Source organism: Pareuzebyella sediminis (genome assembly GCF_008367235.1).
GTDB classification, from domain to species: domain Bacteria; phylum Bacteroidota; class Bacteroidia; order Flavobacteriales; family Flavobacteriaceae; genus Pareuzebyella; species Pareuzebyella sediminis.
In genome coordinates, this window is the sequence record NZ_VTZS01000006.1 from 38,221 (window position 1) to 63,860 (window position 25,640).

At 43.3% G+C, this 25,640-nt stretch carries 19 protein-coding genes; 8 read left to right on the top strand and 11 right to left on the bottom strand.

Features of this window, described 5'->3' with window-relative positions:
* Positions 1 to 9: 9 nt before the first annotated feature.
* From F2B13_RS18080 to F2B13_RS18090, 3 genes are read right to left on the bottom strand one after another with little or no spacing between them, the layout of a single operon-like run.
* On the bottom strand, positions 10 to 1,002 hold the full coding sequence (locus tag F2B13_RS18080; RefSeq protein ID WP_149275338.1) for a Gfo/Idh/MocA family protein: 993 nt from the start codon (positions 1,000 to 1,002) through the stop codon (positions 10 to 12).
* A gap of 6 nt (positions 1,003 to 1,008) precedes the next feature.
* Positions 1,009 to 2,502 (bottom strand): sodium:solute symporter family transporter, encoded by a 1,494-nt coding sequence (locus F2B13_RS18085; protein ID WP_149275337.1) that lies wholly within the window; start codon positions 2,500 to 2,502, stop codon positions 1,009 to 1,011.
* Positions 2,499 to 3,419 (bottom strand): dihydrodipicolinate synthase family protein, encoded by a 921-nt coding sequence (locus F2B13_RS18090; protein WP_149275336.1) that lies wholly within the window; start codon positions 3,417 to 3,419, stop codon positions 2,499 to 2,501. Before F2B13_RS18090 ends, F2B13_RS18085 begins: the two co-directional genes overlap by 4 nt.
* Positions 3,420 to 3,559: 140 nt before the next feature.
* Here F2B13_RS18090 and F2B13_RS18095 point away from each other — a divergent pair, with 140 nt between their 5' ends.
* Positions 3,560 to 4,408: an AraC family transcriptional regulator gene (locus F2B13_RS18095; protein ID WP_149275335.1), complete on the top strand. Its 849-nt coding sequence runs from the start codon at positions 3,560 to 3,562 to the stop codon at positions 4,406 to 4,408.
* 43 nt (positions 4,409 to 4,451) lie between these two features.
* On the opposite strand, the gene F2B13_RS18100 is transcribed toward F2B13_RS18095, so the two are convergent.
* The 5 genes from F2B13_RS18100 to F2B13_RS20745 form a co-directional block, all read right to left on the bottom strand.
* The gene (locus tag F2B13_RS18100) at positions 4,452 to 5,720 is read right to left on the bottom strand and encodes a hypothetical protein (protein ID WP_149275334.1); all 1,269 of its coding nucleotides are present in this window, start codon (positions 5,718 to 5,720) and stop codon (positions 4,452 to 4,454) included.
* A 95-nt stretch (positions 5,721 to 5,815) separates the two neighbouring features.
* Positions 5,816 to 6,718 carry a dihydrodipicolinate synthase family protein gene (locus tag F2B13_RS18105; protein WP_149275333.1) on the bottom strand — a complete coding sequence of 301 codons (903 nt, stop codon included), beginning with the start codon at positions 6,716 to 6,718 and terminating at the stop codon, positions 5,816 to 5,818.
* Positions 6,719 to 6,968: 250 nt separating this feature from the next.
* On the bottom strand, positions 6,969 to 8,624 hold the full coding sequence (locus F2B13_RS18110; RefSeq protein ID WP_149304796.1) for a SusD/RagB family nutrient-binding outer membrane lipoprotein: 1,656 nt from the start codon (positions 8,622 to 8,624) through the stop codon (positions 6,969 to 6,971).
* A gap of 19 nt (positions 8,625 to 8,643) precedes the next feature.
* Positions 8,644 to 12,054, bottom strand: coding sequence for a SusC/RagA family TonB-linked outer membrane protein (locus tag F2B13_RS18115; RefSeq protein WP_149304797.1), 3,411 nt, complete (start codon positions 12,052 to 12,054; stop codon positions 8,644 to 8,646).
* A 50-nt stretch (positions 12,055 to 12,104) separates the two neighbouring features.
* The gene (locus tag F2B13_RS20745) at positions 12,105 to 13,055 is read right to left on the bottom strand and encodes a PKD domain-containing protein (protein WP_149304798.1); all 951 of its coding nucleotides are present in this window, start codon (positions 13,053 to 13,055) and stop codon (positions 12,105 to 12,107) included.
* 324 nt (positions 13,056 to 13,379) lie between these two features.
* Between F2B13_RS20745 and F2B13_RS18125 the strand changes: the two genes are divergently transcribed.
* From F2B13_RS18125 to F2B13_RS18145, 5 genes are all read left to right on the top strand, one after another.
* Positions 13,380 to 14,609 (top strand): hypothetical protein, encoded by a 1,230-nt coding sequence (locus F2B13_RS18125; RefSeq protein WP_149304799.1) that lies wholly within the window; start codon positions 13,380 to 13,382, stop codon positions 14,607 to 14,609.
* A 38-nt stretch (positions 14,610 to 14,647) separates the two neighbouring features.
* On the top strand, positions 14,648 to 16,015 hold the full coding sequence (locus F2B13_RS18130) for a PhoPQ-activated pathogenicity-related family protein (RefSeq protein WP_149275478.1): 1,368 nt from the start codon (positions 14,648 to 14,650) through the stop codon (positions 16,013 to 16,015).
* Between the two features lie 47 nt (positions 16,016 to 16,062).
* On the top strand, positions 16,063 to 17,088 hold the full coding sequence (locus F2B13_RS18135) for a polysaccharide deacetylase family protein (protein WP_149304800.1): 1,026 nt from the start codon (positions 16,063 to 16,065) through the stop codon (positions 17,086 to 17,088).
* Positions 17,089 to 17,275: 187 nt separating this feature from the next.
* Positions 17,276 to 18,367, top strand: coding sequence for a sialidase family protein (locus F2B13_RS18140; RefSeq protein WP_149275327.1), 1,092 nt, complete (start codon positions 17,276 to 17,278; stop codon positions 18,365 to 18,367).
* Between the two features lie 116 nt (positions 18,368 to 18,483).
* Positions 18,484 to 20,040 (top strand): hypothetical protein, encoded by a 1,557-nt coding sequence (locus F2B13_RS18145; RefSeq protein ID WP_149275326.1) that lies wholly within the window; start codon positions 18,484 to 18,486, stop codon positions 20,038 to 20,040.
* A gap of 50 nt (positions 20,041 to 20,090) precedes the next feature.
* On the opposite strand, the gene F2B13_RS18150 is transcribed toward F2B13_RS18145, so the two are convergent.
* A complete protein-coding gene (locus F2B13_RS18150) occupies positions 20,091 to 20,744 on the bottom strand; it encodes an HAD family hydrolase (protein WP_149275325.1) in 654 nt (217 codons plus the stop codon).
* 217 nt (positions 20,745 to 20,961) lie between these two features.
* On the opposite strand from F2B13_RS18150, the gene F2B13_RS18155 reads away from it, so the two are divergent.
* Complete coding sequence (locus tag F2B13_RS18155) at positions 20,962 to 22,749, top strand: L-fucose isomerase (protein ID WP_149304801.1); 1,788 nt, start codon at positions 20,962 to 20,964, stop codon at positions 22,747 to 22,749.
* A 55-nt stretch (positions 22,750 to 22,804) separates the two neighbouring features.
* Complete coding sequence (locus F2B13_RS18160) at positions 22,805 to 24,376, top strand: FG-GAP repeat domain-containing protein (RefSeq protein ID WP_149275323.1); 1,572 nt, start codon at positions 22,805 to 22,807, stop codon at positions 24,374 to 24,376.
* Positions 24,377 to 24,427: 51 nt separating this feature from the next.
* Here F2B13_RS18160 and F2B13_RS18165 read toward each other — a convergent pair whose 3' ends face one another.
* Together F2B13_RS18165 and F2B13_RS18170 are read right to left on the bottom strand one after the other, a co-directional pair.
* A complete protein-coding gene (locus F2B13_RS18165) occupies positions 24,428 to 24,916 on the bottom strand; it encodes an L-rhamnose mutarotase (protein WP_232625264.1) in 489 nt (162 codons plus the stop codon).
* Between the two features lie 97 nt (positions 24,917 to 25,013).
* The gene (locus tag F2B13_RS18170; protein ID WP_149275322.1) at positions 25,014 to 25,640 is read right to left on the bottom strand and encodes a hypothetical protein; all 627 of its coding nucleotides are present in this window, start codon (positions 25,638 to 25,640) and stop codon (positions 25,014 to 25,016) included.

Genomic DNA, 25,640 nt, shown 5'->3' on the forward strand with positions numbered 1-25,640 from the left:
AAATTGAACTTAAGGAGCTATTGCTTTTCCCAGACGGTCACTCTCTACGAGGGCATCAATAACTGCCATATTGGCGATAGCATCATCTAAAGAAAAAGGCAGGCCTCCCTTATTTAGAATTGCCTTAGAGAATGCATCGACTTGTAAGGTATACTGATTGCTTTGCGGTATCGCTATTTCTTTCCTTACTGCATCTTTTGACCACCAAATTCTCGCCATACGGTCTCCATGAGGGTTAAAAGGTAACTCGAGCTCGATGCTTCCTTGTGTACCGAACAACTTCACTTCTTGATGCTCGGCCAATCGAATGGAAGAGAAAAAAATGGCCTGTCCTTGCTCAAACTCCAGCGTACCCGAAGCATGAATATCGACTTGGGAATCAGGATCGTACTCGAGATTTGAGAACACGAATTTTGGTTCGGCACCAAATAGAAAACGGGATACTGAAACCGGATAGCATCCGATATCCATAAGGCTTCCTCCCCCAAAACTTTTGTTGTTTACGATGCTGTTACTATCATCTTCAAAAAATGAAAAAGACGCTTGTACCATTTTCAGATGTCCGATCTGGCCGTCATCGACCATTTGCTTCGTCTTTACCCATTGGGGATGAAACTTGTACATAAAAGCTTCCATGACTTTAAGTCGAGGATGCGCTTTAATTTCTTCAGCCAACTGCAGTGCCTCGTTTTTATGGAGGGCTATAGGCTTTTCGACAAGTACATGCTTACTAGCTCTTAGGGCTTTAATAGCCCATTCTACATGAAGATGATTGGGTAACGGTATATAGACGGCCTGTACTTTAGGGTCTTCCAAAAGAAAGCTGTAATCACCATAAGATTTTGCAATACCAAATTTTTGGGCCACTTCCTTTGCCCTTGCCTCGCTTCGCGAGGCTATTGCAACTATTTTACAGTATGCGGCATCAAGCATGGCCGGGATTACTTGGTCGACCGCTATGGTGGCGGTACCTAAAATTCCCCAACACAGGCGCTCTTCCATGATGGGTCAGGTATTTAGGGCTTTAGGTTTTTGATTATTGAACATCACAAAAGTAAGGGCAAGTACGATCAGGCCAACGGTGGCTATCGCCCCGATTATTATGGGGTCTATGGTACATTCCAACCAATCATATGAAGTTGGTAGATCTCTTAAAAAGGTACCCCAAATGATAATCAGCACACTAAAAATAACGGATACGATACCCTGCCAACTTTTGATATTCACATTGAAAATAGCGAGAAGGAAAAGCCCTAAAATTCCGCCCCCGAAAATTCCGGATATCTGCCACCAAATATCCAATGCACTCTGCGCATTTATGAGCAACAAACTGAATACGATACCCAACAGGCCCCATACGACCGTGGTCCATCTAAGAAATCCGATACTACTTTTTTCAGAAGCGTTTGGTCTGAAATACTTCTTGTAATAATCTAAGTAGAGTACGGTCGCAGATGAATTCAACGCAGAGTCGACAGTGCTCATCGAGGCCGCAAGAATTGCTGCAATAATCAAACCTTTGACCCCGACTGGAAGTTCTGTTGCAATAAAGTATGGAAAAACCTCATCCCCCTTTAAAATAGACGGGTCGAGAACGTGGCCACCACCCGAATAAAATGCGAACATCGTGGTGCCGATATATAGAAAAATGGCGGTCAAGGGCAAATAGATCAACATGGCTATCCAAACCGATTTTTTGGCCTTTTTTTCCGTAGCGACCGAACTGTACTTCTGGGTATAGTTTTGATCGGCCATCAAATTTCTTATGTTCTCGGTAACCCCATAAATTATCATGACCCAAATCGTTCGGCTACTCAAGGAAAATGAAGTGTCGCCCAAACTGAACTTATTATTGTCGAAAGCATTCTGAATTAAGAAATCAGGTTTCGAAAAGACTTCGGTGGTCAATATATAGGCACTAAATAAAAGGCCACCGATCATTATTATCGACTGTAGTACATCGGTCCAGATTACGGCTTCCATACCTCCCATCAAGGTGTATATGATGGTAAGTATTCCAATAATCAGGATTAAGGCCTTTATGTCGATATCGATAAATGAAGTCAAAAGCAATGAGGACAGGTAGAGGATGACGGCGGTTCTTCCAATCATAAAAAGAACAAAAGAAAAAGAGGCATAAACACGGCCCCAGTCACCTATTCGTCTTTCTAGATAATTATATACCGATATAATCTTATTTTTCCGATAGTGGGGAATGACGTATTTGGTCACGAACCAAGCTACCGGTAATGCAGTCAGGGCGAAAATCAAGGGATGCCAATTGTCATCAAAGGCTTTTCCCGGTACGGCGATATAAGAAATACTACTGGTATAAGCACTCATAACGGCAATACCTGCCGCCCATGAAGGTATACCCATACCGGCCACCATAAACTCTTCCGAAGTTTTGGTTTTTCTTAAAAAATAGATGCCCATACCGACCATTATGAGTCCATAAATGACAAGAATGAGTGTATCTACCGTTCCTAGCTGATAATTCATGTTCCCGGAGTTACAAGTTCACCTTTCAACCGATCGACATAATCCTTAATTCGCGCGCGCTCTTCATCGTTCAGTTTGCGCAACGGCATGGCCATATGGTCTTCGCAAATATTCATGACGGACAATGCGCACTTGGTACCCTTAGTAATTCGCGATTCATATTTACCAACACTATAGATCGTGTCATAAATATAATTTACTTTTTTATTTAGTTGCTCGATAACCGCGTTTTCACCACGTACCGAAGCATGGTATAGATCGACAAAAAGATTCGGAAAAAAATTGGCTCCTCCTGCGACGGCGCCATGCCCCCCCCTCAACATAGTTTTGGACAAAAACGATTCGGTACCCGCAATAATTGCAAAATCAGGGGAGTCCTGAAAGGTATCTATCAAGGTATAGAGGTATTCCAAATCGCCCGAACTATCCTTTATGCCCAAAGCCCCCAATTCTTTGGCCTTGCGCACCACCGTAATGGACATATGCATCTTGGTACAACTTGGCATATTATAAAGCACGAAAGGAAGGGACAACTTAGGTACCAGACATTCTAAATAGTCGATCATTTCATTTTCCGAAATCGGAAAATAATATGGGGGTGCGACCACTACAGCATCTGCACCTGAAGCTTTCGAATGAGCTGTCATATCAATCGAAGCCTGAAAATTCGTATCGGTTATACCAACAAGTACCGGTACTCTTTTATCAATATATTCACATGCCTTAGTAATCAATTGCATTCTAGTAGCATAGGTCAAGCTTGGGGCCTCCCCGTTTGTTCCTAACAAAAAAATGCCATGTACTCCTCCAGCTATTAAATGCTCAATTAGATTTTTAAGGCCTTTTTCGTCTAAATCACCTTCGGCAGTCAAGGGAGTTATCATCGGAGGAATGATCCCCCTTAAATCTAAGTTCATAAATAGGAATTAAAAGGTTACAAAGAAAATCGAAACAGTAGATTATTACCACAATTATTTTAGATAAATCAGATGCTATATTAACCTTTTATTTGAAATAATTATGTAATATTGGAAAGAAGAGTTAAAAATATAGAGATATGGAATTTGTCTTCGAAAAAATATACGTTCCGAACAACCACTCCTTCATTTCACGGAAATTACCGCTATCGACAAATGCCAGAATTCATTCACACAAAAATTTCGAACTTAATTATATCGCTTCAGGCGAAGGTCGACGCATAGTCGGAGACAATATTTCAGGTTTCGAAAAGGGCGACTTGGTCTTGTTAGGCCCGGAGCTACCCCACTGTTGGGAACTGCTCGATGCCGAACGTGACAAGGTGGCTACGTGTATCGTGACCCACTTTTCAGAAAACGTCGTCGATTCCGATTTCTTTAAAATGCCAGAGCTCGAAAAAGTAGTCTGCTTGTTGAAACAGGCCAATCGAGGCATTCGTTTTAAGACCGAAGATGATTCAGAAATATGGCAAATGCTCGTCGAACTGTCTGAAAGTGAAGGCCTTGAATACTACATCGGATTACTAAAAGTATTTAACAATTTGCTGAAAATTGAAGACCGTGAAATTCTATCGAACCCCATGAACCGCTCTTCGGTATTTTCACAAAATATCGAGAAAATCAATAAGGTTTATGAATATGTCTTTCAGAACATTCAGGAAGGTATAAAGCTAGAAGATGCCTCATCGGTATTGAATATGGCTCCTAGTTCATTTTGCCGGTTCTTCAAAAAGAAAACTGGACTTACTTTTATGGAGTACGTTAAAAATGTGCGTGTAGGCATTGCTGCCAAACTACTTGCCGAAACGGACAAACAGATTACCCAAATCTGTTTTGAAAGTGGGTATAACAATCTTGCTAATTTTAACCATTATTTTAAGGCGAGTATGGGCAAAACCCCTTCTGATTACCGCAAGAATTTCAGATAAAATTTATTACCCCCCACTTACCCGATGGTAAAGAACCACTTTTCTAGAAGCGGTTCTGGCTTCTTGGGAGTTCCCCGTGCAGGCTAATGGCAATAACGGACAACATTGCAATAAAAACTACTAGGGCCAAGAAAATTAAAAACCATTTCTTTGAAGGTAGGTTTTCAGTGCTGTGGTTCGGTAAAACGTTAGAATGTCCTATTTTGACCAATACGGTTAACACTATGATGTTCAATACATACAAATGGTGATTCAAAATCATGTGACCTGCGAACAAGCCCACGACCACATAACTCATTATAGTATACACTACTAAATAGCCCAATAAAAAACGTATGATATCCCTTCTCGTATAAGGAAGCTTCCATAAGCTATACAGATATACCAGTACCATCATAAATAAAACCACTAGTACAAAAATGGCGCTATAATAGATTACTGTTTCCGAATCGGTAATTCGACCTAAACGGTCAAGAAGGTGCCCATAGGTCAAAGACTCGCGAAAAACAATCAAAGGTATAATCAGAACGAGTACTAAAAGAGCGCTTCTATTTGCCCATGTGCGGGGCTGGGCCTTGTCAGTCGGCCATGTTGAACTGAAAACACCATAAGCCATACCGGTACCACCAAAAAATCCAATACTATATTCCATAACGTTCCACATGTTGAAAGGTATTTCAAAAACGTTTCCTACCACCTGTAAAAAGTTACCAAAGGCAAAGCCAAATCCTCCGCCCAAGGCTGATAAAATGGCAACACGAATAGGGGAACTTCTTTCTTCTCGGCCCATATACCACAACATGGCCAATCCGGCACCCAATATTATGGCCCAGGCTTCCGATCTAGGAGGGGTCATTTTAAATCCGATCTGTTCCACCAAAAAATAATAGGTTATAAGTCCCCCGGCGGTCATCTCGGCCACCAAGTTGCCCCATTTTACCCGTTTGGCCGCAGTTGAATCTAAAACAAGGCCCACGAGTCCGCCTCCTAAAAGGCCAAACAAAGCCCCGATAACAAATAGCATTCCTAACCCGTAGAAAACGTTTACGAAATTGTCGGCACGGCCATACCCTACAACCTGACCATAGCTGATCATTCCCCCGGCCCCCCATCCCAAGGCGGCCGCAAGGGCAATCAAAACCATCTTATTGTACCAGTCCTTTCTGTTAGAGGCCACGACTAAAGCCAATCCTCCTATGGCCCCTGCCCAAGCTGCCCCTTGCTCATGCCCAAACTGGCCCCTAATTGCCCAGGCGGTCGCCAAAGAAATGGCTACAATTAAAATTGCAATTCCTAACGATCTGTTTTTCATAAAGGTCTTATTTATTGATAAGGTTGCGTTGTGGCAAATTCTGCCTCTTTTACCCTAATGGATTATTGAGGCCATTTCCGCATTTTACTCTCGATTTAATCAAAGGTATGGCGGTGTAAATATTCTTTTAATTTCTCATGCTCCTTTACACCTAGCCGACATAGAGGAGGAGCCATATGACCATTACAAATACCCATATGTTCCAGTGTTGCCTTTATAACTTTTATGCTGCTTGTACTCGAATCATCAAGCGTATATACTTTATGATGCAATTGTAATACTTTTTCTCGCAAGCTTTTTATCCTATCAAAATCACAGGCACAAGATGCTTCGTAAAGGTCTACGAAGAGTTTGGGGAAGATATTTGCGCCCCCGGCGACCACTCCATGCCCTCCGTAAATAATGGTTTCGGGCAGAAAAAGTTCCGCACCGGCAATAATGGAAAATTCCGGCGATCCTTTGAATTCTTCAATCAATGCATATAAAGCGGTCAGATCGCCGGAGCTATCCTTTATTCCGATGGCTCCTAATTCTTTGGCTTCTTTTATGGTTTGAAGTGATAAATGAAGTTTCGTACAGCTTGGGATGTCATAAAGCAAGAAGGGTAACGAAAGGTTCGGGATCAATACCTCGAGATACTTGACCATTTCATCTTGAGAAATCGGGAAGTAATAAGGGGGGGCCACCACAAGCCCATCCGCACCCACCTTTGCCGCATGGTCGGCAATTTCAAGAGTACCCATCATCGAGGTATCGGTAATACCTACCAAAATCGGCACCCGTCCATCAACCATACGACTTGCCTCAGAAATCAATTGCTTACGAAGCCCATGACTCAAACTAGGGCCTTCTCCGTTCGTACCAAGAAGAAAAATACCATGTACGCCGCCCTTTAACAAATGCTCAATTAGTTTTTCAAGGCCGGATAGGTCCAACTCCATATTCTCTAACAACGGCGTGACCATAGGAGGTATGACACCTTTAATCGACAATTTCATAGATTGCTACGTATTGGTTTTTCAAAATAAAATCAATTCAATGGTACATACCACAACAATATGGTTGGAAACCAATTATATTTTGACCTAACATATACAAATATCTCGATGCCGTTTATAAAACACAAGCGATTAGCTATCAATATTTTATGTCAAAATCAGAATAAAGCGTCCATAAAAAAGGGGGCGGATATTACAGCCCCTCTTTTCTACTTCGCCAATTCAAAAAAATAAAATCTTTTCCTAAGGCCTAATAGGGCTCTCCGGTGCCCTGTAGCAACCACATTTTAGACCACGCACTGTTATTGCTCACATCATCCCCCTTAAATTGCGTCGGTTCCAGTCGGTTAATAGCCTCTTCTGCGTTTGAATTATTATCAATTTCATCAATATGATAATAAAATCGAAGCGGAAGTGCTTGCCGCTTAGAGGCCTCTCCCGTCTGCAGATCGGGTAACCCCGTTCTTCTAAAATCGAGCCATGCCTCGGTCGCTGCCGACCAACTTGCTATCCACTTTTGAATGATAATATCATCGGGTTCCGTATAGGCCGCCGGGCCTGAAATATAGTCCTCATAGGTATCGCCAATGCCCCAGGCATTCAACGATTGCCTTATGCCTTCATTGTAGTACGATTCGGCAGAGCCGTTTACCCATCCCTTTGCCGAAGCCTCGGCAAGTATAAAGTTCACTTCTGCGGCTGATATCAGCCGCGCCATAAGCAATGGTCCACTAGCTTCCTTGTATCTATCGTTTAATTGCGATACATGAAGATTCAATGTACCTTGATTTACATTCTCGCTAAGATTATACGCGGCTCCAAAGGTCATCGCCGTAGGAAGACCGACGTATAAGCTATCATAATCGACAGAAAACCCAACGGTAGCCTCATAGGCATCGACAATATTTTGGGAAACATGTCTTCTACCATCTTCTACGTAATCGGTATCATCAGGAGCATCAGATTCCAACTCAAGCGGAACATCGATTCTATTTGCCCAAACCGATAGTCTAGGGTCGTTAAGATCTTGCAAGCGATCGACCAAGGTTTTGGCCATCTTAATCCTGAAATAGGCCCCTTGGGGATCGGCATCGAACTTGGTATTCGTAGGCCAGGCATCATCCCTAGTATTACCGACATAGGCCATATTGGCATCGTCGTTAAATTCTTTAATCAGAGGAAATAATTGTGGATTCGAAACTATTTCAATGATTCCTTGTTGGGCCCAACTTGGCTCCTTTTCAGATAATCTCATAAAATAGCGCAATGATAACGAGTTGGCAAATTTGCGCCATTTCATAACATCACCACCGTAGAGTATATCTTGATCGGACTGAACGCTGAAATAGGAGTCTTGGTTTTGCGACAATAGCAGATTGGCCTTTTTCAAATCGGCTTGTATACCCTCATAAATAGTTTTTTGTGGATCAAAAGGGGCATCAAAAAACTCGGGACCTTCGGCGCCTCTTAAAGCATCCATATACGGGGCATCGCCCCACAAATCGGTTATTAGTCCGAAGATATAAGACTTCATAATCAATCCTACGCCGTGATGGAAGTCGAGGTTCTCGTTTTCTGCTTTCTCTATAAGGGTTTTGTTGTTGGTCAACAGCCTATAGTAGCTATTCCAACTATGGGAATCGTTGCTCCAATCATAGGCATTGTGCCCACTGGACCAACCATCTTTTTGGGTATGTTGCATTACCCCTGCCATATCGCCAAAACCGAGATTGACCATATTTTGGCCCACTCCTCTAATGACCGTCGGTACCAACAGATTAGGATCTACGTTGTCAGAACCTATTTGATTCGGATTTTCGTTCAGTTCTTCTAGACCATGGCATGAGACCATAAGTACTACTCCCAAAACCAACAAAACATGTTTACTTTCTATTCTGTACGTCATGATTTCAGTTTAAATTCCGTTAAAAGGTTATGCCTACTTTAATTCCGATCGGAACCAGCCAAGGCTCTACGTTATACCGTTCAATACCCTGTTTGAACTGTGTACCCCTATTGCCCGAACTGCTCTCCGCTTGAAAGGCCCTTTCGGGATCCACACCGAAAGCAGAGTCCTTCGTCCATAGCATGATATTTCTACTGTAAAGGGCAAAATTTAAATTGTCAATCCCCATGCGGTCAACGAATTTTCTGGGCAAGTCGTAACCTAATGAGATCTCCCTAAGCTTTATAAAATCGGCATCGAACATATGCGGTGTTCCAAAATCCCATGGATTAGCTACCGAAAAGGGAATGAAATTCGTTCCGACATCCCCCAAATTTTCATAGTCAAGAATGAAATTGCCATTTTCGTCATGTTCCCCTACCACTCCGGCATTAAAAATACCATCATATACGACTCTTCCGCCCAAACTCTCGGCAAATCCACCATCTCCCGGTGGGCCTCCAATGGATAAGAAATTCTCACCAAAGATCAAGCGGTCGGCATTATCCAATACCCACTGTTTTAGTTCTGGCCCGGGTTCCGAAATTCCGGGATTGACCAGATTATCTAGAATTCTTTGACCGTAGCCATCCTCGACCAGATATCTTGAGGTCTGTGACATATACTGACCACCCGAGCGCCAATCAAAGGTAAGGTTCAACGTCAAATTCTTATAGGAAAGACTCGATTGAAGACCCATGACGAAATCGGGGTTATAGTTGCCTACTTTCACCCGTTCTTCCTGTGCCAACCATTCGGCATCTTCCCCTTGCCCTATAAGCGGGTAATTATAGTAGGGCGAATTCTCATCGGTCACCCTTCGAATTTTCGGGGAATAAATATTGCCTACGAGACCGTCCTCACCCGTAGCAGAATTGGCCACATAGCCCCGTGAGACACTTTTATTATCACTCCAAAATTCAATATAATCTACGCCCTCGGCCAAGGCTAGGATTTTCGATTCGTTGGTCGTATAGTTCAGATTAAGGTCCCAATTCCAACTCTCGGAACGAATAGGCGTAAGCCCTAAAGAAAGTTCGAAACCCTTACTTTCGAGAACTCCAGCATTGATACTTACACTGTTGTATCCCGACGACCCAGGTATGGGTATGTTAGGTACAATTTGGTTCCTATTTTCAACGGTGTAATAGGTTCCTTCAAAACGTACCCTGTTTCCAAACATGGTCAAATCGATACCAAATTCTTGAGAGGTCGCTTCCTCCGGTTCAAGCCCCGGGGTATTAAGCCCGCCTTGGGCACTATAAAGTATTGCGTTGTTCCACTGTCCAACATTGTTATAGTAGGCACCCAACTGATAAGGGCTTGTGTCGTTACCTACACGGGCCCATCCACCTCTAAGTTTAAATAGGTCGACCTTTGGAATCGTTACTAATTCACTAAGCAAAAAGCTCACCGATGCCGAAGGATAGAAGTAAGATCGATTGTCAACGGGCAGCGTACTTGACCAATCATTTCTCGCCGTCACATCGATATATAGCATATCGTATAAGCCGAAGTTGGCAAGGCCATACACACTATTAATGGCCCTTTCGGTCGTAAAACTGGAATACCTCAAGGCGGTCGGTGCGATATTGTCTACCGTAAAGAGGTTAGGAACAATAAGTCCGGCACGCGTCGCCGCAGAATTGCTCAACCCCTTATTTTTTTGGTACATCAGATTGCCTCCGGCCGAAACCGTCATATCAAATTCTCCCCATATCTTGTTATAGGAGGCCAACATGTCGATATTGGTTTCAATACCATCAGTTTCGGCAATACCATAAGTACCATTGTTGGGCTCCCTATTGTAACCTGGGGCCATTTTAGTTTCTTGGGTTTGGTTAAAACTATTCAAATTATAACTCGTTCGAATATTGAAATTGGGGGAAATATTCCAATCCAACGCCAAATTTCCGTAGACCCTGAACCTCGAGAAGCTATTATTTACTTCATTGGCCAAGAACCAGGGATTCGCATAATCATCAGAAAAATTGAAGACATCGGTACCCGGTAATCGGTAGTCTTTGACATCGAGAATATTGATATTTGCCGGCACACTATAGGCAGCCTGTAAGGGATTCGTACCCCTATTCGATGCAGGCCGGTTATCGGCGTAACTGTGCACGACGTTAATGTTGGTGCTTACGGTAAACCGGTTCGCCATATTAGAAGATGCCGATAACGAAAAACTGTTTCTTTTTAAATCTGAATTCGGAATAACTCCTGAATTGTCCATCGCAGTAACACCTAGCCTATAATTCAAAACTTCATTGCTATTGGATACGGAGAAACTGTTGGTCGTTGTAATTCCATTTCTTACAAATTCCTTGATGTTGTTAGGATACGATCGAAGTGGTATTGGAATAGGATTTCCGTTGGCATCCAAGGGAGAGTTCCACTGTACGGCAAAGTAGCCCTTGTCGAGTTCGGGACCGCCGTTACCCCCCGATGGAATAACGTCGGGCATAATATTGCTACCTCCCTCCGACTCCGGGGAATACGAAAAGTATCCGGAAGCAAAACGCGATTGGGTATCAACATACCGGTACGGTATATCGAAAACGGTATTCGAGGTGATATTTACCTTCATTCGCTGACCTTCAGACGCTTTTTTAGTCGTAATCAACACCACTCCGTTACCTGCTCTTGAGCCGTAGAGTGCCGCGGCACTGGGTCCCTTCAGAATAGTTACGTTCTCGATACTGTTCGGGTCTAAATCAGAAATCGCATTTCCATAATCTACCGGGTTTCTATCCCCGAACCCCCCTATATTGTTCAAGGTATTCGCAACAGGGACCCCATCAATTACAAAAAGAGGTTGATTGTCGGAACTCAAGGAAATGGCCCCTCGTATCACCATACTTACTGATGAGCCCGTACCTCCGGTATTGTTAAGGGTAACCCCGGCTACCTTTCCGGAGAGCGAGTTCAATACATTTTCTTGGGCCACCCGTGTTAATTCTTCAGCAGCAACACGTTCTACTGAATATCCCAAGGATTTGTCCTCACGTTTGATTCCAAGGGCAGTTACCACCACCTCATCGAGCGCTTGAGTACCAGGTTCCATGGCAACATCTATCGAAGAACGTCCATTGACTGCTATTTCCAAAGTCTCGAAACCCAGATACGAAAAAACAAGGATGCCTTCACCATTACCGACCTGTATACTATAATCCCCATCAAAATCGGTAGTGACCCCCGTATTGGTTCCTTTCAATACAATAGTCACACCGGGCAGGGGCATACCATCCTCGACAGAGGTCACCGAACCTGTTACCGTGGCATCCCCATTTTGAGCAAATGCAGGATTGCCGAACCATACGAGGCTCAAGAACAACGAGGCAAATGAAAAATTGGGGAGAAGGGACTTTATATTTATGTACGTTTTCATATTCTTTTGATATTGGTTGGTTTAATGACAATCGGATCGGTACGACCTAGCTATTCGACGACCTCAAAAGTTAATACGAGCGCATTGGTGTTCACCCCAATGAAATCTTGCGAAGCGGCCAAGAACATTACCAAACGCATCGAACTATCGGAAATATCCTGAATGATTACTTTACTTTCAAAATCGAGAAAGCCCACAAATGCACTACCATCGAAATCTATGGTGCTCACATCATTATAGGTTAGTGTGCCGTTTTCACCGAATACCGAGGACATCTGAAAATCTTCATTCTCCACATAACTGAACGTAAGGTCGGACTCGGGAGTGAAAGAGGCCGTGCATAACCCAAAATCAGAGCCCCCATCATTTAAAATATTGGCTCCCCCGCTGGTGACGAACTGATACAGCAATCCGCTAAAAGCTGCGCCATCTTCTTTAAGATCCATGGTAAAACTGCCATCGAAATAAAAAGTATACTCATCATCATATACCTCGGGCATGCCCAGTCCGGCTCCGAATATTCCTGCCGGTAAAGGATTAGGTGCACCTTCAAAAGGGCTTAGCTGGGCGTCAGAATATGCGAAATAATCCTTGTCGGAGTGACTGCTTGCCAAACGCCAGGTCTTACCTTCCGCTGCTGTTGCCCCCCCTGTTAGTAGCACATAGGGCGTAATATCCAACGCCAACTTAACCTCTTTGTATACAGAAGCTCCAGTAGCATCAGTAGCGGTTAGTACGGCCGTGTAATAGCCTGGGTCGGTATAGGTATGTACCGGGTTTTGTTCGCTACTGGTCGAGCCATCCCCAAAATCCCATGACCATGAGATGGCATTGTGGGTAAGCCCTTGAAAAGCCACCCTTTTTCCCTTGACAGAATTGAAAATGTCCGCTGAAAGTGGAAAATTACCGGTATTCGCATCATCATCGGAACTACAGGATGCAAAAAGTAGTGAGGCGGAAAAAAGAACACCTAAGAATATTTTTGCGTATTTTCTTTTCATGACATCGATTTTTCAGCAACCGAAACTACGGGTAGTTAGAGCCGTGGCATTAAAGTTTAGGTTGTGCAATTGTTAAATTTCCCTTGAATTTTCTCAAATCTAAAAGATAAACACTGAAAAAACTTCAATTATTTTAATTAAAAATGATTATATATTAACCTTTAATTAATTTTTTTAATTATAATTTTGTTATTTGGTTAAAATATCACAAATTCAATAAATTAACATTTAATCCATTCCTTTTAACACTATATGCGAAACAGGGTTTTTATTTCTCTATCCGCATGGCTTTTGCCGATTTGCCTTACACTATTTCTTTGTTCCATGCAAACTGGGGCGCAAGAATTGTACGTGGGCGCGGCAAAACGATTAATAACTCCTAACCCTTTAATTTCCGTTTCAGGTGGTGTAGGCGCGCCGAAACCCGCCACCGAAAAAAAAGGAGAGCTTTATGTGCGGGCCATGGTATTGCAAAAAGGAGAGATCAAAGTAGCTATAGTTTCCATCGACAATCTGGGCTGGCCCGCTACCTTAGGTGACCGGTCTAGAGATTTGGTTTCGGAAATACCCCCGCAGAATATCATTATAGGGGCTACACATACCCATAGTGCTCCCGATGCGTATGCCTTTCCGGATGCCATGGGAAATCATGGCGCGGATATGGATTATTTGGAATGGTGCATAGAAGAAATCGCGGGCGCTATAAAAGACGCATTACAAAACATACAACCGGCCTATCTCAAGATTGCCGTGGGAGAGGCGAAAGGAAAAATTGCCTATAATTATTATGCCCCAGATTTATACGACCCAAGGTGCGGTGTCATTCAAGCCATCGGTATCAAAGGCAAAGATAAGAACAGGCCATTGGTCACCTTGGTCAACTATGCAATTCACCCTGAAGTCATTGGAAGTAAAAGAGGTATCTTGAGTCCTGATCTTGTGGGTCCATTAAACGAACAAGTAGAATACAAGACTGGTGGTATGGCCCTATTTATGAATGGTGCCCAAGGCGGTATGGTAACCGCCGATAATCGTATCGGGAATGGTGAAGAGGCCAATGACTGGAAGGAATGTCAAAGGATCGGTTCCCTACTGGCCACTGAGGCGCTGCGTATCGTCAAGGATGCCCCGCTACAAAAAGATCCAGATCTCTATTGTCAATCTAAAAAAGTAAAATTCCCTGTTGAGTCTGCTATGATGCGTTTTATTTTAGAAAACTCACCATTGGCGATGGGTTCATCCGACGGCCAGTCGGTAGATACGACCATTAACCTTTTAAATATTGGCTCTGCCCAGATTTTGACCATTCCTGGGGAAGCCTTACCCAATATCGGTTACTATGTAAAACGCCAAATGCATACCGAACATCCTTTTCTCTTCGGCCTTACAAACGATGCCTTTGGATATATCTTGACCAAGGAAGACTTCAATAGTTTCCGTCGCTACGAATATGTATCCAGAACCAGTTTAGGCGAAATGACCGGAGCGATATTCGAAGCAGAAGCCATAGATCTTATAGAAAATAGTCCAACCCCTCTAAAAATTAAACAGTAATGAAAATACCTTTTACATGTACTCAATCCGTCTTCATCATGTCAGTATGGAGCCTCTTTCTGTTATCGTGCAAGAACAGTACCAAGGAAACGGCTCAATCAAATGCCCCGACCGTCACGGAAACAACACCTGAGAATGCCCTGCAACATTATCTTGACAATGGGGATGATACCTATTCGTGGATCATAAAAGATTCTTTTGAACTACAGGGCCTAAAGGCCTATGACCTATTGCTAACCTCACAAAAATGGCGAGAATTCACATGGAAGCACCAATTGACCATCTATGTGCCCGAAGAAGTTGCCTATGATGGGGCTTTGCTGTTTATTACAGGAGGAAGCCTTAAAGATGGAGAGCCCAAATGGAAAACAAGGGAAAAGAAAGGTAGCGAATCAGAGCCCTTAGCCCTGATCGCACAAAAGAACAAGGCCATTACAGCAGTAATCCGCCAAGTTCCAATGCAGCCCCTGTATGATGGCGACTTGGTCGAAGACCAATTGATATCCTTCACCCTGCATAACTACAAGGAAGATAAAGACCCTACATGGCCCCTGCTCTTTCCTATGGTAAAGAGCGCGGTGCGCGCTATGGATGCCATACAGGAATTTTCGAACGCCTCATTAGATAAAAAAATCAATCGCTTTACGGTAGCCGGGGCCTCAAAAAGAGGATGGACGACTTGGTTGACCGGTGCAAATGACGCACGTGTAGAAGCCATTGGCCCAATGGTCATCGATGTCCTGAACATGCCGGTCAGCCTAGATTACCACCTGACCGCCTGGAACGAATACAGTGAACAAATCAACGATTATATCAAGCTAGAGATACCCCAAACCGTCAACACTGAAGACGGCAACGCCCTTACGCAAATGATCGACCCCTATTCGTATCGCACCAGTCTCACCATGCCGAAACTCATCTTCATCGGCACCAATGATGAATACTGGCCGGTGGATGCCATAAAAAATTATATCGACGATATTCCCGGAGAAAACTATATTCACTACACGCCCAATGCGGGCCATGATCTTGGGGGAGGCGAAAAAGCACTTCAAGCATTAAGTGGCTTTTGGGCACAGACATTGGCCAAAAAACCATATGATGATCTGCAGTATGATATAGAAACCGACACAAGCTCTGCCACGTTGACCGTTGATTCCAATTCCGATAACCTCAGTTCGGCCTACCTTTGGTCTGCTGATTCTACCGATCGTGATTTTAGGGACGAGAATTGGACCGCTACTCCAATAAACCTATCTAAAGCGAGCGAAGTTGTCAAAAAAATCGCATTTCCCGACCAAGGGTATAGGGCCTTTTATATCGATTTGGAATTTAAAGACCGAAATGGGGGCTCATATACAAAGAGTACTCGAATGTATTTAGCCGACGACGATGAAATTCTGTAATAGAAATGAATGCAGTTTATTTTAAAGAACCGCAATAATAAAATCGAATGAATTACCATCGCATACAAACAGTTTTAATTCTTCTATACGCTATCTCCTTATGTCTCGGGTGTGGATTTTCTGCTAAAAATGAACCTACCGAAAATAAAGGCCTCACGGAAAAGCATGATTCCGACCATCATAAGACATGGGCAGAACGGTTAGGATGGCCGGAAGGCAAAAAAGTGATTATACTGCATGCCGATGATATAGGTATGTGTCCAGAGGCGAATCAAGCAGCAAAAAAACAGCTCACGGAAGGAGCCATACAATCGGCAGCCGTAATGATACCCTGTCCGAACGCCGAAGAATTCATTACGTGGGCAACCAAAAACCCGAACTTAGATATTGGTCTTCACCTTACGCTGACCAGCGAGTGGAAAACCTATCGATGGGCAACGGTTACCAATACCAGTGAAGTACCAGGTCTTCTCGATGAAGATGGTAAGATGTGGCATGAAGTACCACAAGTGGTACAGCATGCTTCCGCTGCTGAAGTAGAAAAAGAAATACGGGCACAAATTGATCAGTCGTTAGCATGGGGACATAGACCCGATCATATCGACACCCACATGGGCACCTTATATGGAGATCCCAGCTATGTGGAGGCATATATAAAAGTGGCCCAAGAATATGGTATTCCGGCAAACATCATCGATATCAGTGATACCCTTGTTCTCAATGAATTCAGAAACAAAGGATACCCATTGACCGAAGAGGTCCTTACCAGGGTCAACGATTATACCCTACCCAAACTAGACTATTTTACAAGTGCACCCAATGCCAGCAGCTACGAAGAAAAAATTGCCAAATTCAAACAGCTTATCGTCGATCTGAACCCCGGTATTACTGAAATTATCTTTCATCCTTCAGTAGAGACCGAAAATCTCAAGAACATCACTAATTCATGGCAACAAAGGGTTTGGGAGTCCCAGATGTTCTATGATTCGGAACTCCTCCATTTTTTTGAAGATGAAGGCATCGTTTTCACCAATTGGAAGGAAATTATGCTTCGTTTTCAAAAGCTTAAGTAAAAATTATCACGTACGAATCTTCAAATTGCATGTATTACTGGCTTAACCCAATGATAAGGATAATATTTAACGTAATTCAAATAATATTACATTGGCACGGTATGTTTGATTATCCTTTTCTTTGTAATAAAGTACCTCTTTATAAAAGTCCTATTTTACACTAAACTACATCTTAAAATCGACCATAATGAAATACGGTTACCTGCTCATTTGCATAGTATTTTTATCATCCTGCAAGGAGGAAAAGGAAAAAATATCGGAACTTCCTGAAGTTTTACCCATCGAACATCCAGCAATATTGGAACAAGAATTTATTTACGCCATTGAAGATGCACCCACACCTGAAGCGCATGCGTCCACCGTCGAAGTAAGTAACGGGGTCGCGGTCGCTTCTTGGTTTGGAGGTACTAAAGAGAAGAATAAGGATGTCGTAATCTGGGTCTCCCGCAAAATAGACGGAAAATGGTCTACACCTGTTGAAGTGGCAAACGGGGTTCAAGATGCCGATACGAGATATCCATGTTGGAATCCTGTACTTTTCAAACCTAAAAACAGCCCGCTTTACCTTTTTTATAAGGTAGGTCCCAGTCCCCAAGAATGGTGGGGTCTTTATATGACTTCAGATGACGATGGTAAAACATGGTCCAAACCCCAACAATTACCCGACGGTATTCTGGGTCCAATTAAAAACCAGCCAATCCAATTGGCCGATGGTACCTTACTATCCCCCTCTAGCGAGGAAACCAAATCTGGTGAATGGACTATTCATTTAGAATACAGTTCCGATAGTGCAAAAACTTGGACCAAATCAAAAAAACTGAACCATCCTGATGAATTCGGCGCGATTCAACCCGTGCTGTTTAATTATGGTAACGGAAAACTCCAAATGTTAAGCCGTACCAAAAATGAAGTAGTTGCGGAAAACTGGTCTGACGATTACGGCAAAACATGGAGTGAAATGGAAGCGACCGACCTTCCCAATCCGAATTCCGGAATTGACGGCGTAACCCTAAAAGATGGCCGACAACTCTTGGTATATAATCCAACCAAGAAAAATTGGGGTGATCGGGTGCCCCTAAGTATTGCCATATCTGAAGATGGCAAAAATTGGAACCGCGTTCTCGATCTCGAACCCTTACGTAAAAATACAGATAAGGAAGGCGAAGAATATTCATATCCAACAGTTATTCAGGCAGCGGACGGAAAAGTGCATATCGTATACACGTGGAATCGTAAAACGGTCAAATATGTTGTTATTGATCCGGAAAAACTACCTTAGCCCCACCTTTCGGGTATCACCCGTCTTGGAGGAATTCGGTTCAATGGAAAAGTAATGGCCCGCTGAGCACCTCTGCGTGAAAAAAAGGATTTAGCATCACATTTCAAGCTCCACCTATGAAGCGCTTTTTTAAGGTAACGGGTCTTTTAATCGTACTGGCTGCTATAGTAGTTGGTGGTATTCTGGTATATAACTGGCGTGATCGCCACCCCGATTATGGTATCGATATCAACCTAAAGAACCATCAACCAGACATTCTTACCGTTGGAGTTGCAAAACGCACTATAACTCCGCAGATTGTAGATACCTGGAACGACCAAAACTCAGACTTCGAATATCACGAAAAAGACGGCGACACTTTTAATGACCTTAATGGAAACGGTAAATTCGATGCCTTCTGGATAGCTGGTATGAGCAATGCAAAACCGGCACAAGGGGTTCATGATGATGTATGGTCAAGAGTAATGGTGATAGATGATGGTAAAAACCGAATCGCACTGGTTACTCTAGATGCTATCGGTTTTCTTCATGGTGACGTCATAGACATCCGAAAACGCATCCCTAAAGAACTACATATCGATTATACCCTTATCTCTTCGACCCATACCCATGAAAGCAACGATCTCGTGGGAATTTGGGGTAAAGACATGTTCCATTCGGGAGTCGACCCTGGCATGTTAGAATATGTAAAGACTCAAACAATAGCCGCGATAACTGATGCTGTAAAGCATCTTAAGCCTTCCAAACTGGTGTTCGCAGAAGACCTTTCCGGAAACGATTCGCTTCTGATCAAGGACACCCGTAAACCGATCGTTAAGGCCACCGGTATTCATGTGATGCAGGTCATAGATTATAAGACCAATACCACCATGGGTACGTTGATCAATTGGTCTAACCACCCCGAGACCCTCTGGAGTAAAAATCTTCTCATCAGTTCCGACTTTCCGCATTATGTTCGAGAGGCGGTTGAAAATGGCGTATATAATGGGGAAGAATTGGTGCGCGAAGGGTTGGGCGGTACAACCCTCTACTTTTCGGGGGTTATCGGGGGCCTGATGGCGCCCCACCCAAGTCTGTCAATTTCCGACCCATTTACGCAAGAACATTATGAAGAACCCAGTTTTAAGAAAGCAAAGGCTATTGGAGACCATATAGCGTTGATGACATTAAAAGCCTTACAACGTCAATCGGATACCATTACCGAATCAACTATTTCGGTTCGGGCCAAGACTGTCTTGGCCCCTTTAGAGAATGACGCCTTTAAACTTGCAGGTGGAATAGGGCTTATCAAGATGGGCATGCCCGAATATTTTAAAGTGCGTACCGAAGTTGGAGCCATACGTATCGGTCCGGCCCTATTCGTAAGCATTCCCGGAGAAATTTACCCTGAAATAATATTCGGGGGTATAGAAGCGCCTAAAGGACGGGAATTTAATATCGAACCCTTGGAAATTCCACCAATTCAAGACTTTATAAATGACCGCTATAAATTTTACTTAGGCCTTTCCAATGACGAAATCGGGTATATTATTCCTAAAAGCGAATGGGATACAGAAGCCCCCTATCTCTATCATGATGAACGGGACACCTATGGTGAAGAGAATTCTTTGGGTCCAGAAACAGGACCTTTCATTTACAAGGCTTTAAAAGAAGTACTTGGAGATTTAGAATAGCAGGGCGTTACACTTTAGACTCTAGGGTGTGTGAAACGCAATAACGGAAACTAGTCGGTAAGCCCTTCAATAAAGGCCCGATCGATTTCGGAATAGTCCGCAACAATTTGATCAGCTTGCCAAAGATTTTTAGGGTTTTCGGTATTCGGTATCGCTATACATCGTAGTCCCGCAGCTTTCGCAGACTTTATGCCATTTTCAGAATCCTCGATTACTACGCAATCCTCTGCAGTCTTTTCTAAGCGATATAAAGTCAACAAATACGGTTCAGGATCGGGCTTTCCCTTTTTCACATCCTCCGCAGTAACAACAACCTCAAAACAACCTGCCAGTTCTAAAAGATCGATTACTGTTTGGGCCTCGGCAAGGGTAGAACTGGTCGTCAGGGCTAGCATATAGTCAGACTCCAATTTATGAATGAGGTCGATAACCCCAGGATAGACTTTTAGTTCATCTTCTACCAATTTCAAATACAGCTCAGTTTTATGAGCTATCAAATCAGCCAAGTCTACTTGCTCAATACCATGTGCAACCAAAAGATCTCCAAAAGCGGACACATCGGTTCTTCCCAAACAAAATTTTCGATAGCGTTCTTCGGTAATTTCGAGGCCAACCCTTTCAAAGGCTTGTTTGGTTGCCATTTCATGACAGTGTTCATCGTCGGTAATAACACCGTTCATATCAAAGATTATGGTTGTCGTCATTCTTGATTGTACAAGGTCTAACTTTTAATAAAGGTATCTATAGCCTAAAAATATAAGACGATTACAGTTTTTGGTTAAAGTATTTTATTTAAAACATGTATTATTTTGCCTCTTCGGCTATTTTTTTCCTACTATTTTTGTTTTGAACGTCAATATTCCGATATGTTCAACAACATACCAATTTTTGGTTAAATCCATGAACAAATAAAATCTTGAAATGAGCAACAGATTAATAGGAAGATTACCCAAGGTAGGAATTAGACCTGTAATTGATGGAAGGGAGCGTGGAGTGCGGGAATCCCTCGAAATCCAATGTATGGAGATGGCCCGGAACGCGGCCCGACTAATAGAGGAAAATTTACGTTTTCCAAGTGGTGAAAAAGTCACCTGTGTCATTGCCGATACCAACATCGGAGGGGTGGCGGAAGCTGCCCTGTGCGCCGACAAGTTTGAGCGTGAGGGGGTAGCCGTTACATTGACGGTAACCCCAGCCTGGTGTTATGGTACCGAAGTAATGGATGCCGACCCCCATACCATAAAGGCGATTTGGGGTTTTAACGGAACCGAAAGACCCGGGGCGGTCTATTTGGCAGCCGCCTTGGCCGGCTACGGTCAAAAGGGGCTACCGACCTTCAGCATCTATGGCCGTGAAGTTCAAGATACCGGGGATACTGAAATTCATGCAGACGTCAGGGAAAAAATACTGCGTTTCGTAAAAGCCGGATTGGCCGTAACTCAAATGAAGGGGAAGTCCTATCTATCAATAGGATATTCGTCCATGGGCATCGTTGGATCGATGGTCGACCAAGGCTTTTTTCATGATTATCTGGGAATGCGCACCGAATTTGTAGACCAGACAGAACTTTTGCGCAGAATGCAAGAAAATATATATGATGCCGATGAATATCAAAAAGCACTGGCCTGGACCTTAGCAAACTGCAAGGAAGGGAAAGACTATAACCGGGAAGACCTGAAAGCCGATGAAGGCAGAAAAAAATGGGAATGGGAAACCGTCGTAAAAATGACGCTCATTATAAGAGACTTGATGGTCGGCAACCCAAAGCTTCAGGAAATGGGCTATGGTGAAGAGGCCTTGGGAAGAAACGCCCTGGCTTCCGGTTTTCAAGGGCAGCGGCAATGGACCGATCATATGCCGAACGGTGATTTTTCGGAAGCCATTTTAAATTCATCCTTCGATTGGAACGGTATTAGACAACCTTACATGGTAGCTACCGAAAACGACAGTTTGAACGGGGTCTCCATGCTCTTTGGACATTTACTCACAAATACCGCACAAATCTTTTCGGATGTTCGAACCTACTGGAGTCCCGAATCGGTAAAAAGGGTAACCGGAAAAGTCTTGGAGGGCAAGGCCGAGAACGGAATTATACATCTGATCAATTCTGGTTCTACCACGTTGGATGCGACTGCAAAGCAAAGCAACGAAGCTGGCAATCCCGTCATGAAACCTTTTTGGGAGATTTCTGAAGGTGAAGTTACCGAGTGTCTTAAGGCGACAACATGGCCCCAAGCCGTAAAAGAATATTTTAGGGGAGGCGGATACTCCTCCCAATTCAAGACCGATGGAGAAATGCCGGTCACAATGTGCCGTATCAATTTGGTAAAAGGTATCGGACCCGTTTTACAAATAGCAGAGGGTTGGACCGTCGTACTCGATCCCGGTGTACATCGAATACTTGATGAACGCACCAACCCCACATGGCCCACTACTTGGTTTGCACCGATACTAACCGGGCAGGGTGCCTTTAAAGATGTGTACCGTGTCATGGCCAATTGGGGAGCCAATCACGGTGCCATAAGTTACGGGCATATTGGAGCAGATTTGATAACCTTGGCCTCCATGTTGCGCATTCCGGTGAACATGCACAATGTAAACACCGACCGTATCTTCAGGCCCGCACTTTGGAACTCCTTCGGGGAAGATAAAGAGGGTCAAGATTATAGGGCATGTGAAGCGTACGGGCCTCTTTATGGGATAAAATAAGGGAGTTTTATCTTTTGTATTTGCTTACCTTTTAGGTGTTAATTCGGACATTGCCATGAAGTTATTTGTTTGCCTGATTTCTTTGACCTTTCTCGCTAGTGCCTGTAAGGAGCCTACGGCTACGTCAAGCTACAGAGAACCCAAGGCAACGGATCTGAACGGGCGTCAGTTGGCCGAGATACATTGTGCTAGGTGTCACAGTTTTGTAGCACCACAAAAACTCACCAAGTCGATCTGGGAAGAAGATGTGTTACCCGCTATGGGGCACCGTTTAGGCATGTACGGGCAGAGTGGTCCGCCTGATAGCCTATTTGGCTCGCCACGGAATGCTGAAATTGTTAAAAAGGCCAAGTTTTATCCGGAGCATCCATTGATGGCAGATGTCGATTGGAAAAAAATTCAAGATTTCTACCTGCTTAATGCACCGGAAAGCTTATCCCCACCAAAAAGAGTATTGGATATCCATATAGGCTTGCCCCATTTCAAATATCAGGAAATAGCTTATGGCCATCGACCGCCCATGACCGCCATGGTCAAAATTCGTTCCCATGGGCGCGGGCTTATTTTTAGCGATGGAAAGCCCAAGAACAACATGCTTACTTTTCTCGATGAAAAACTAAACCTCGAAAAGAATATTCTCACCAAGAACACAGCGGTACAAATTGATGAGAATGCCGATAGTCTGTATCTCACCAGCATCGGAAACACTGTTTTTCCGAACGACTTCCCCGATGGAACCCTGCAAACCCTTACCCATCTAGAAAATGAAAACCAACGTCTTGAGTTTAAAACGATACTTGCTCATTTACAACGACCTGTACACGTTTCTTATGGCGACGTTATCGGAGATACTCAACAAGACCTTGTCGTATGTGAATATGGAGACCTGACCGGTAAACTTGTGGTGTATGAAAAAAAATCCGGTTCTCTGTATGAGCCTCACATTTTAAAGCATGTATCAGGGGCTATCAAGACCGTTATCAAAGACCAAAATCAAGACGGACGTAACGACATCATGGTGTTGATGGCCCAAGGCGACGAAGGTATTTTTTATTTTGAGAACAAAGGAGCAGGACTTTTTGAAGAAAAACGTCTTCTTACTTTTTCACCACTCAACGGCAGCCAGAATTTTGAGCTTGTTGACCTCAACAATGATGGATTTGATGATATCGTTTACGTATGCGGAGACAATGCCGATAAAACCCCCATTTTGAAAGAATATCATGGCATATATCTTTTCCTAAACGATGGAAAACTAAACTTCGAACAGGCCTATTTTTTTCCGCTTAACGGTGCTTATAAGGCCATACCTGAAGACTTTGATGGTGACGGTGACATCGACATCGCTTCCATCTCATTTTTCCCCGATTATCGGAACCATCCCGAGGAAAGCTTTGTATATCTAGAAAATATGGGAAATCTGACTTTCAGGCCCTACTCTTTTGCTGAATCGAACAAGGGACGTTGGATCGTGATGGATGCCGGCGATATCGACAGTGATGGTGATATCGATCTGGCCTTAGGTTCTTTTGTCTATTTTTTGGCTAAGGACGATACCACCGGATTGAGCAAGAGGTGGCTTACGGAAAGCCCATCGGTAATCCTCTTGGAGAACACTACAAAGTAGGAAATGTTTTTTTTCACCCACTATTCTGGAATACCCCTTTTTTAAAGAATTTTATTGGTCCTCTATCGGGGAAAGCTTGAAAATACGCTTCATCTTCAACCACTTTTCGCCCGAGGAGGCATTCGGATCGGAAGCTTGATATTTGCTCATAAACGCTTCCCATTCCGATTGTCTGGGCAAATCCGCCAATTTTCCCATTTGTTGATCAAAATCAAAATCCGCAGGTGTTGTGAGAATCATAACCAATAAGGTGCCTGACCGATAAATCTCCGAATCGATAACCCCCACTTTCTTTATGCCATCGACCACCTCTTTCCAAATATTTTGCGGTTGATGCATTTTTTCATACTCCGCGATCAGATCAGGGTCGTCGTTCAATTCCAGGGTCAAGCAATACCGCTTTGTATTTTCAGGCTGTGGTGCTTGAAGGTAACCTCGGTCTTGGGAATCGGTTTGCTGCGCTATACCAGAAATGGGCAGCCCAAATAAAAATAGGGTTCCTAGTAAGATGACTCTCAATTTCATATTGATATTTTTCATTCTCATGCTGTCTTGTTTTCAATACTGAATTTATATAAAAATCCTTAAAGAGAATGTACTAAATCAAAATTCATAGAACATCTCGAAGTTTTTGCTGCTATGAAATATTTTTGACAGATGCTTTTGTTTTGTGCTTTATCCATTGGTTTAGTTTCGGTTGCACAATCCAAATACCAATAAAATAAAACCAAAGTAAAAAAAATTCACCGATAATTTCTCCAAATCGTACTTCCCGCCCTAGCTGAACGGTCTTATATGTTTTGGCCGAGAAGTAAATCACGTAGAACATACAGAGGCTACTGATTACATGAAGGAAAAAAATCAAGATAGCCCCATACCCAAATACCAAGGAAAAAGATAGATTTCCATTGGCAAAAAAGTCGGTGGTACCCAGACCAATGAATAAAGCCATCCCTAGCATATAAACCAACGGAATAAAGAATAAGATTTTAAACTTGGTCACCTTCCTATGAACTTCTTCTGGCACATATTTTTGCAGGCCCATGGCTATGGACCATAACCATCCAAAATAAAAACTGGAAACAAGAAAAATAATCAATGCTGTGAACCTGAACCATAAGGTCGTTATCATGATATCTTGCGCCCCTTCTTTACCGAAATTGAAGGCGGTAAATGCGAAAGCAAATAATTGCGATATAAGGGGTAGGCCGATCATCAGCAAGAACAATTGCCAGTGCTTGGCACTTAAAAATCTATACACCAT

What these genes read in the sequence shown, in the direction of transcription:
- F2B13_RS18080 (WP_149275338.1), bottom strand. Translation starts at nt 1,002, where the DNA reads ATGGAAGAGCGCCTGTGTTGGGGAATTTTAGGTACCGCCACCATAGCG.
- F2B13_RS18085 (WP_149275337.1), bottom strand. Translation starts at nt 2,502, where the DNA reads ATGAATTATCAGCTAGGAACGGTAGATACACTCATTCTTGTCATTTAT.
- F2B13_RS18090 (WP_149275336.1), bottom strand. Translation starts at nt 3,419, where the DNA reads ATGAACTTAGATTTAAGGGGGATCATTCCTCCGATGATAACTCCCTTG.
- F2B13_RS18095 (WP_149275335.1), top strand. Translation starts at nt 3,560, where the DNA reads ATGGAATTTGTCTTCGAAAAAATATACGTTCCGAACAACCACTCCTTC.
- F2B13_RS18100 (WP_149275334.1), bottom strand. Translation starts at nt 5,720, where the DNA reads ATGAAAAACAGATCGTTAGGAATTGCAATTTTAATTGTAGCCATTTCT.
- F2B13_RS18105 (WP_149275333.1), bottom strand. Translation starts at nt 6,718, where the DNA reads ATGAAATTGTCGATTAAAGGTGTCATACCTCCTATGGTCACGCCGTTG.
- F2B13_RS18110 (WP_149304796.1), bottom strand. Translation starts at nt 8,624, where the DNA reads ATGACGTACAGAATAGAAAGTAAACATGTTTTGTTGGTTTTGGGAGTA.
- F2B13_RS18115 (WP_149304797.1), bottom strand. Translation starts at nt 12,054, where the DNA reads ATGAAAACGTACATAAATATAAAGTCCCTTCTCCCCAATTTTTCATTT.
- F2B13_RS20745 (WP_149304798.1), bottom strand. Translation starts at nt 13,055, where the DNA reads ATGAAAAGAAAATACGCAAAAATATTCTTAGGTGTTCTTTTTTCCGCC.
- F2B13_RS18125 (WP_149304799.1), top strand. Translation starts at nt 13,380, where the DNA reads ATGCAAACTGGGGCGCAAGAATTGTACGTGGGCGCGGCAAAACGATTA.
- F2B13_RS18130 (WP_149275478.1), top strand. Translation starts at nt 14,648, where the DNA reads ATGTCAGTATGGAGCCTCTTTCTGTTATCGTGCAAGAACAGTACCAAG.
- F2B13_RS18135 (WP_149304800.1), top strand. Translation starts at nt 16,063, where the DNA reads ATGAATTACCATCGCATACAAACAGTTTTAATTCTTCTATACGCTATC.
- F2B13_RS18140 (WP_149275327.1), top strand. Translation starts at nt 17,276, where the DNA reads ATGAAATACGGTTACCTGCTCATTTGCATAGTATTTTTATCATCCTGC.
- F2B13_RS18145 (WP_149275326.1), top strand. Translation starts at nt 18,484, where the DNA reads ATGAAGCGCTTTTTTAAGGTAACGGGTCTTTTAATCGTACTGGCTGCT.
- F2B13_RS18150 (WP_149275325.1), bottom strand. Translation starts at nt 20,744, where the DNA reads ATGACGACAACCATAATCTTTGATATGAACGGTGTTATTACCGACGAT.
- F2B13_RS18155 (WP_149304801.1), top strand. Translation starts at nt 20,962, where the DNA reads ATGAGCAACAGATTAATAGGAAGATTACCCAAGGTAGGAATTAGACCT.
- F2B13_RS18160 (WP_149275323.1), top strand. Translation starts at nt 22,805, where the DNA reads ATGAAGTTATTTGTTTGCCTGATTTCTTTGACCTTTCTCGCTAGTGCC.
- F2B13_RS18165 (WP_232625264.1), bottom strand. Translation starts at nt 24,916, where the DNA reads ATGAAAAATATCAATATGAAATTGAGAGTCATCTTACTAGGAACCCTA.
- F2B13_RS18170 (WP_149275322.1), bottom strand. Translation starts at nt 25,640, where the DNA reads ATGGTGTATAGATTTTTAAGTGCCAAGCACTGGCAATTGTTCTTGCTG.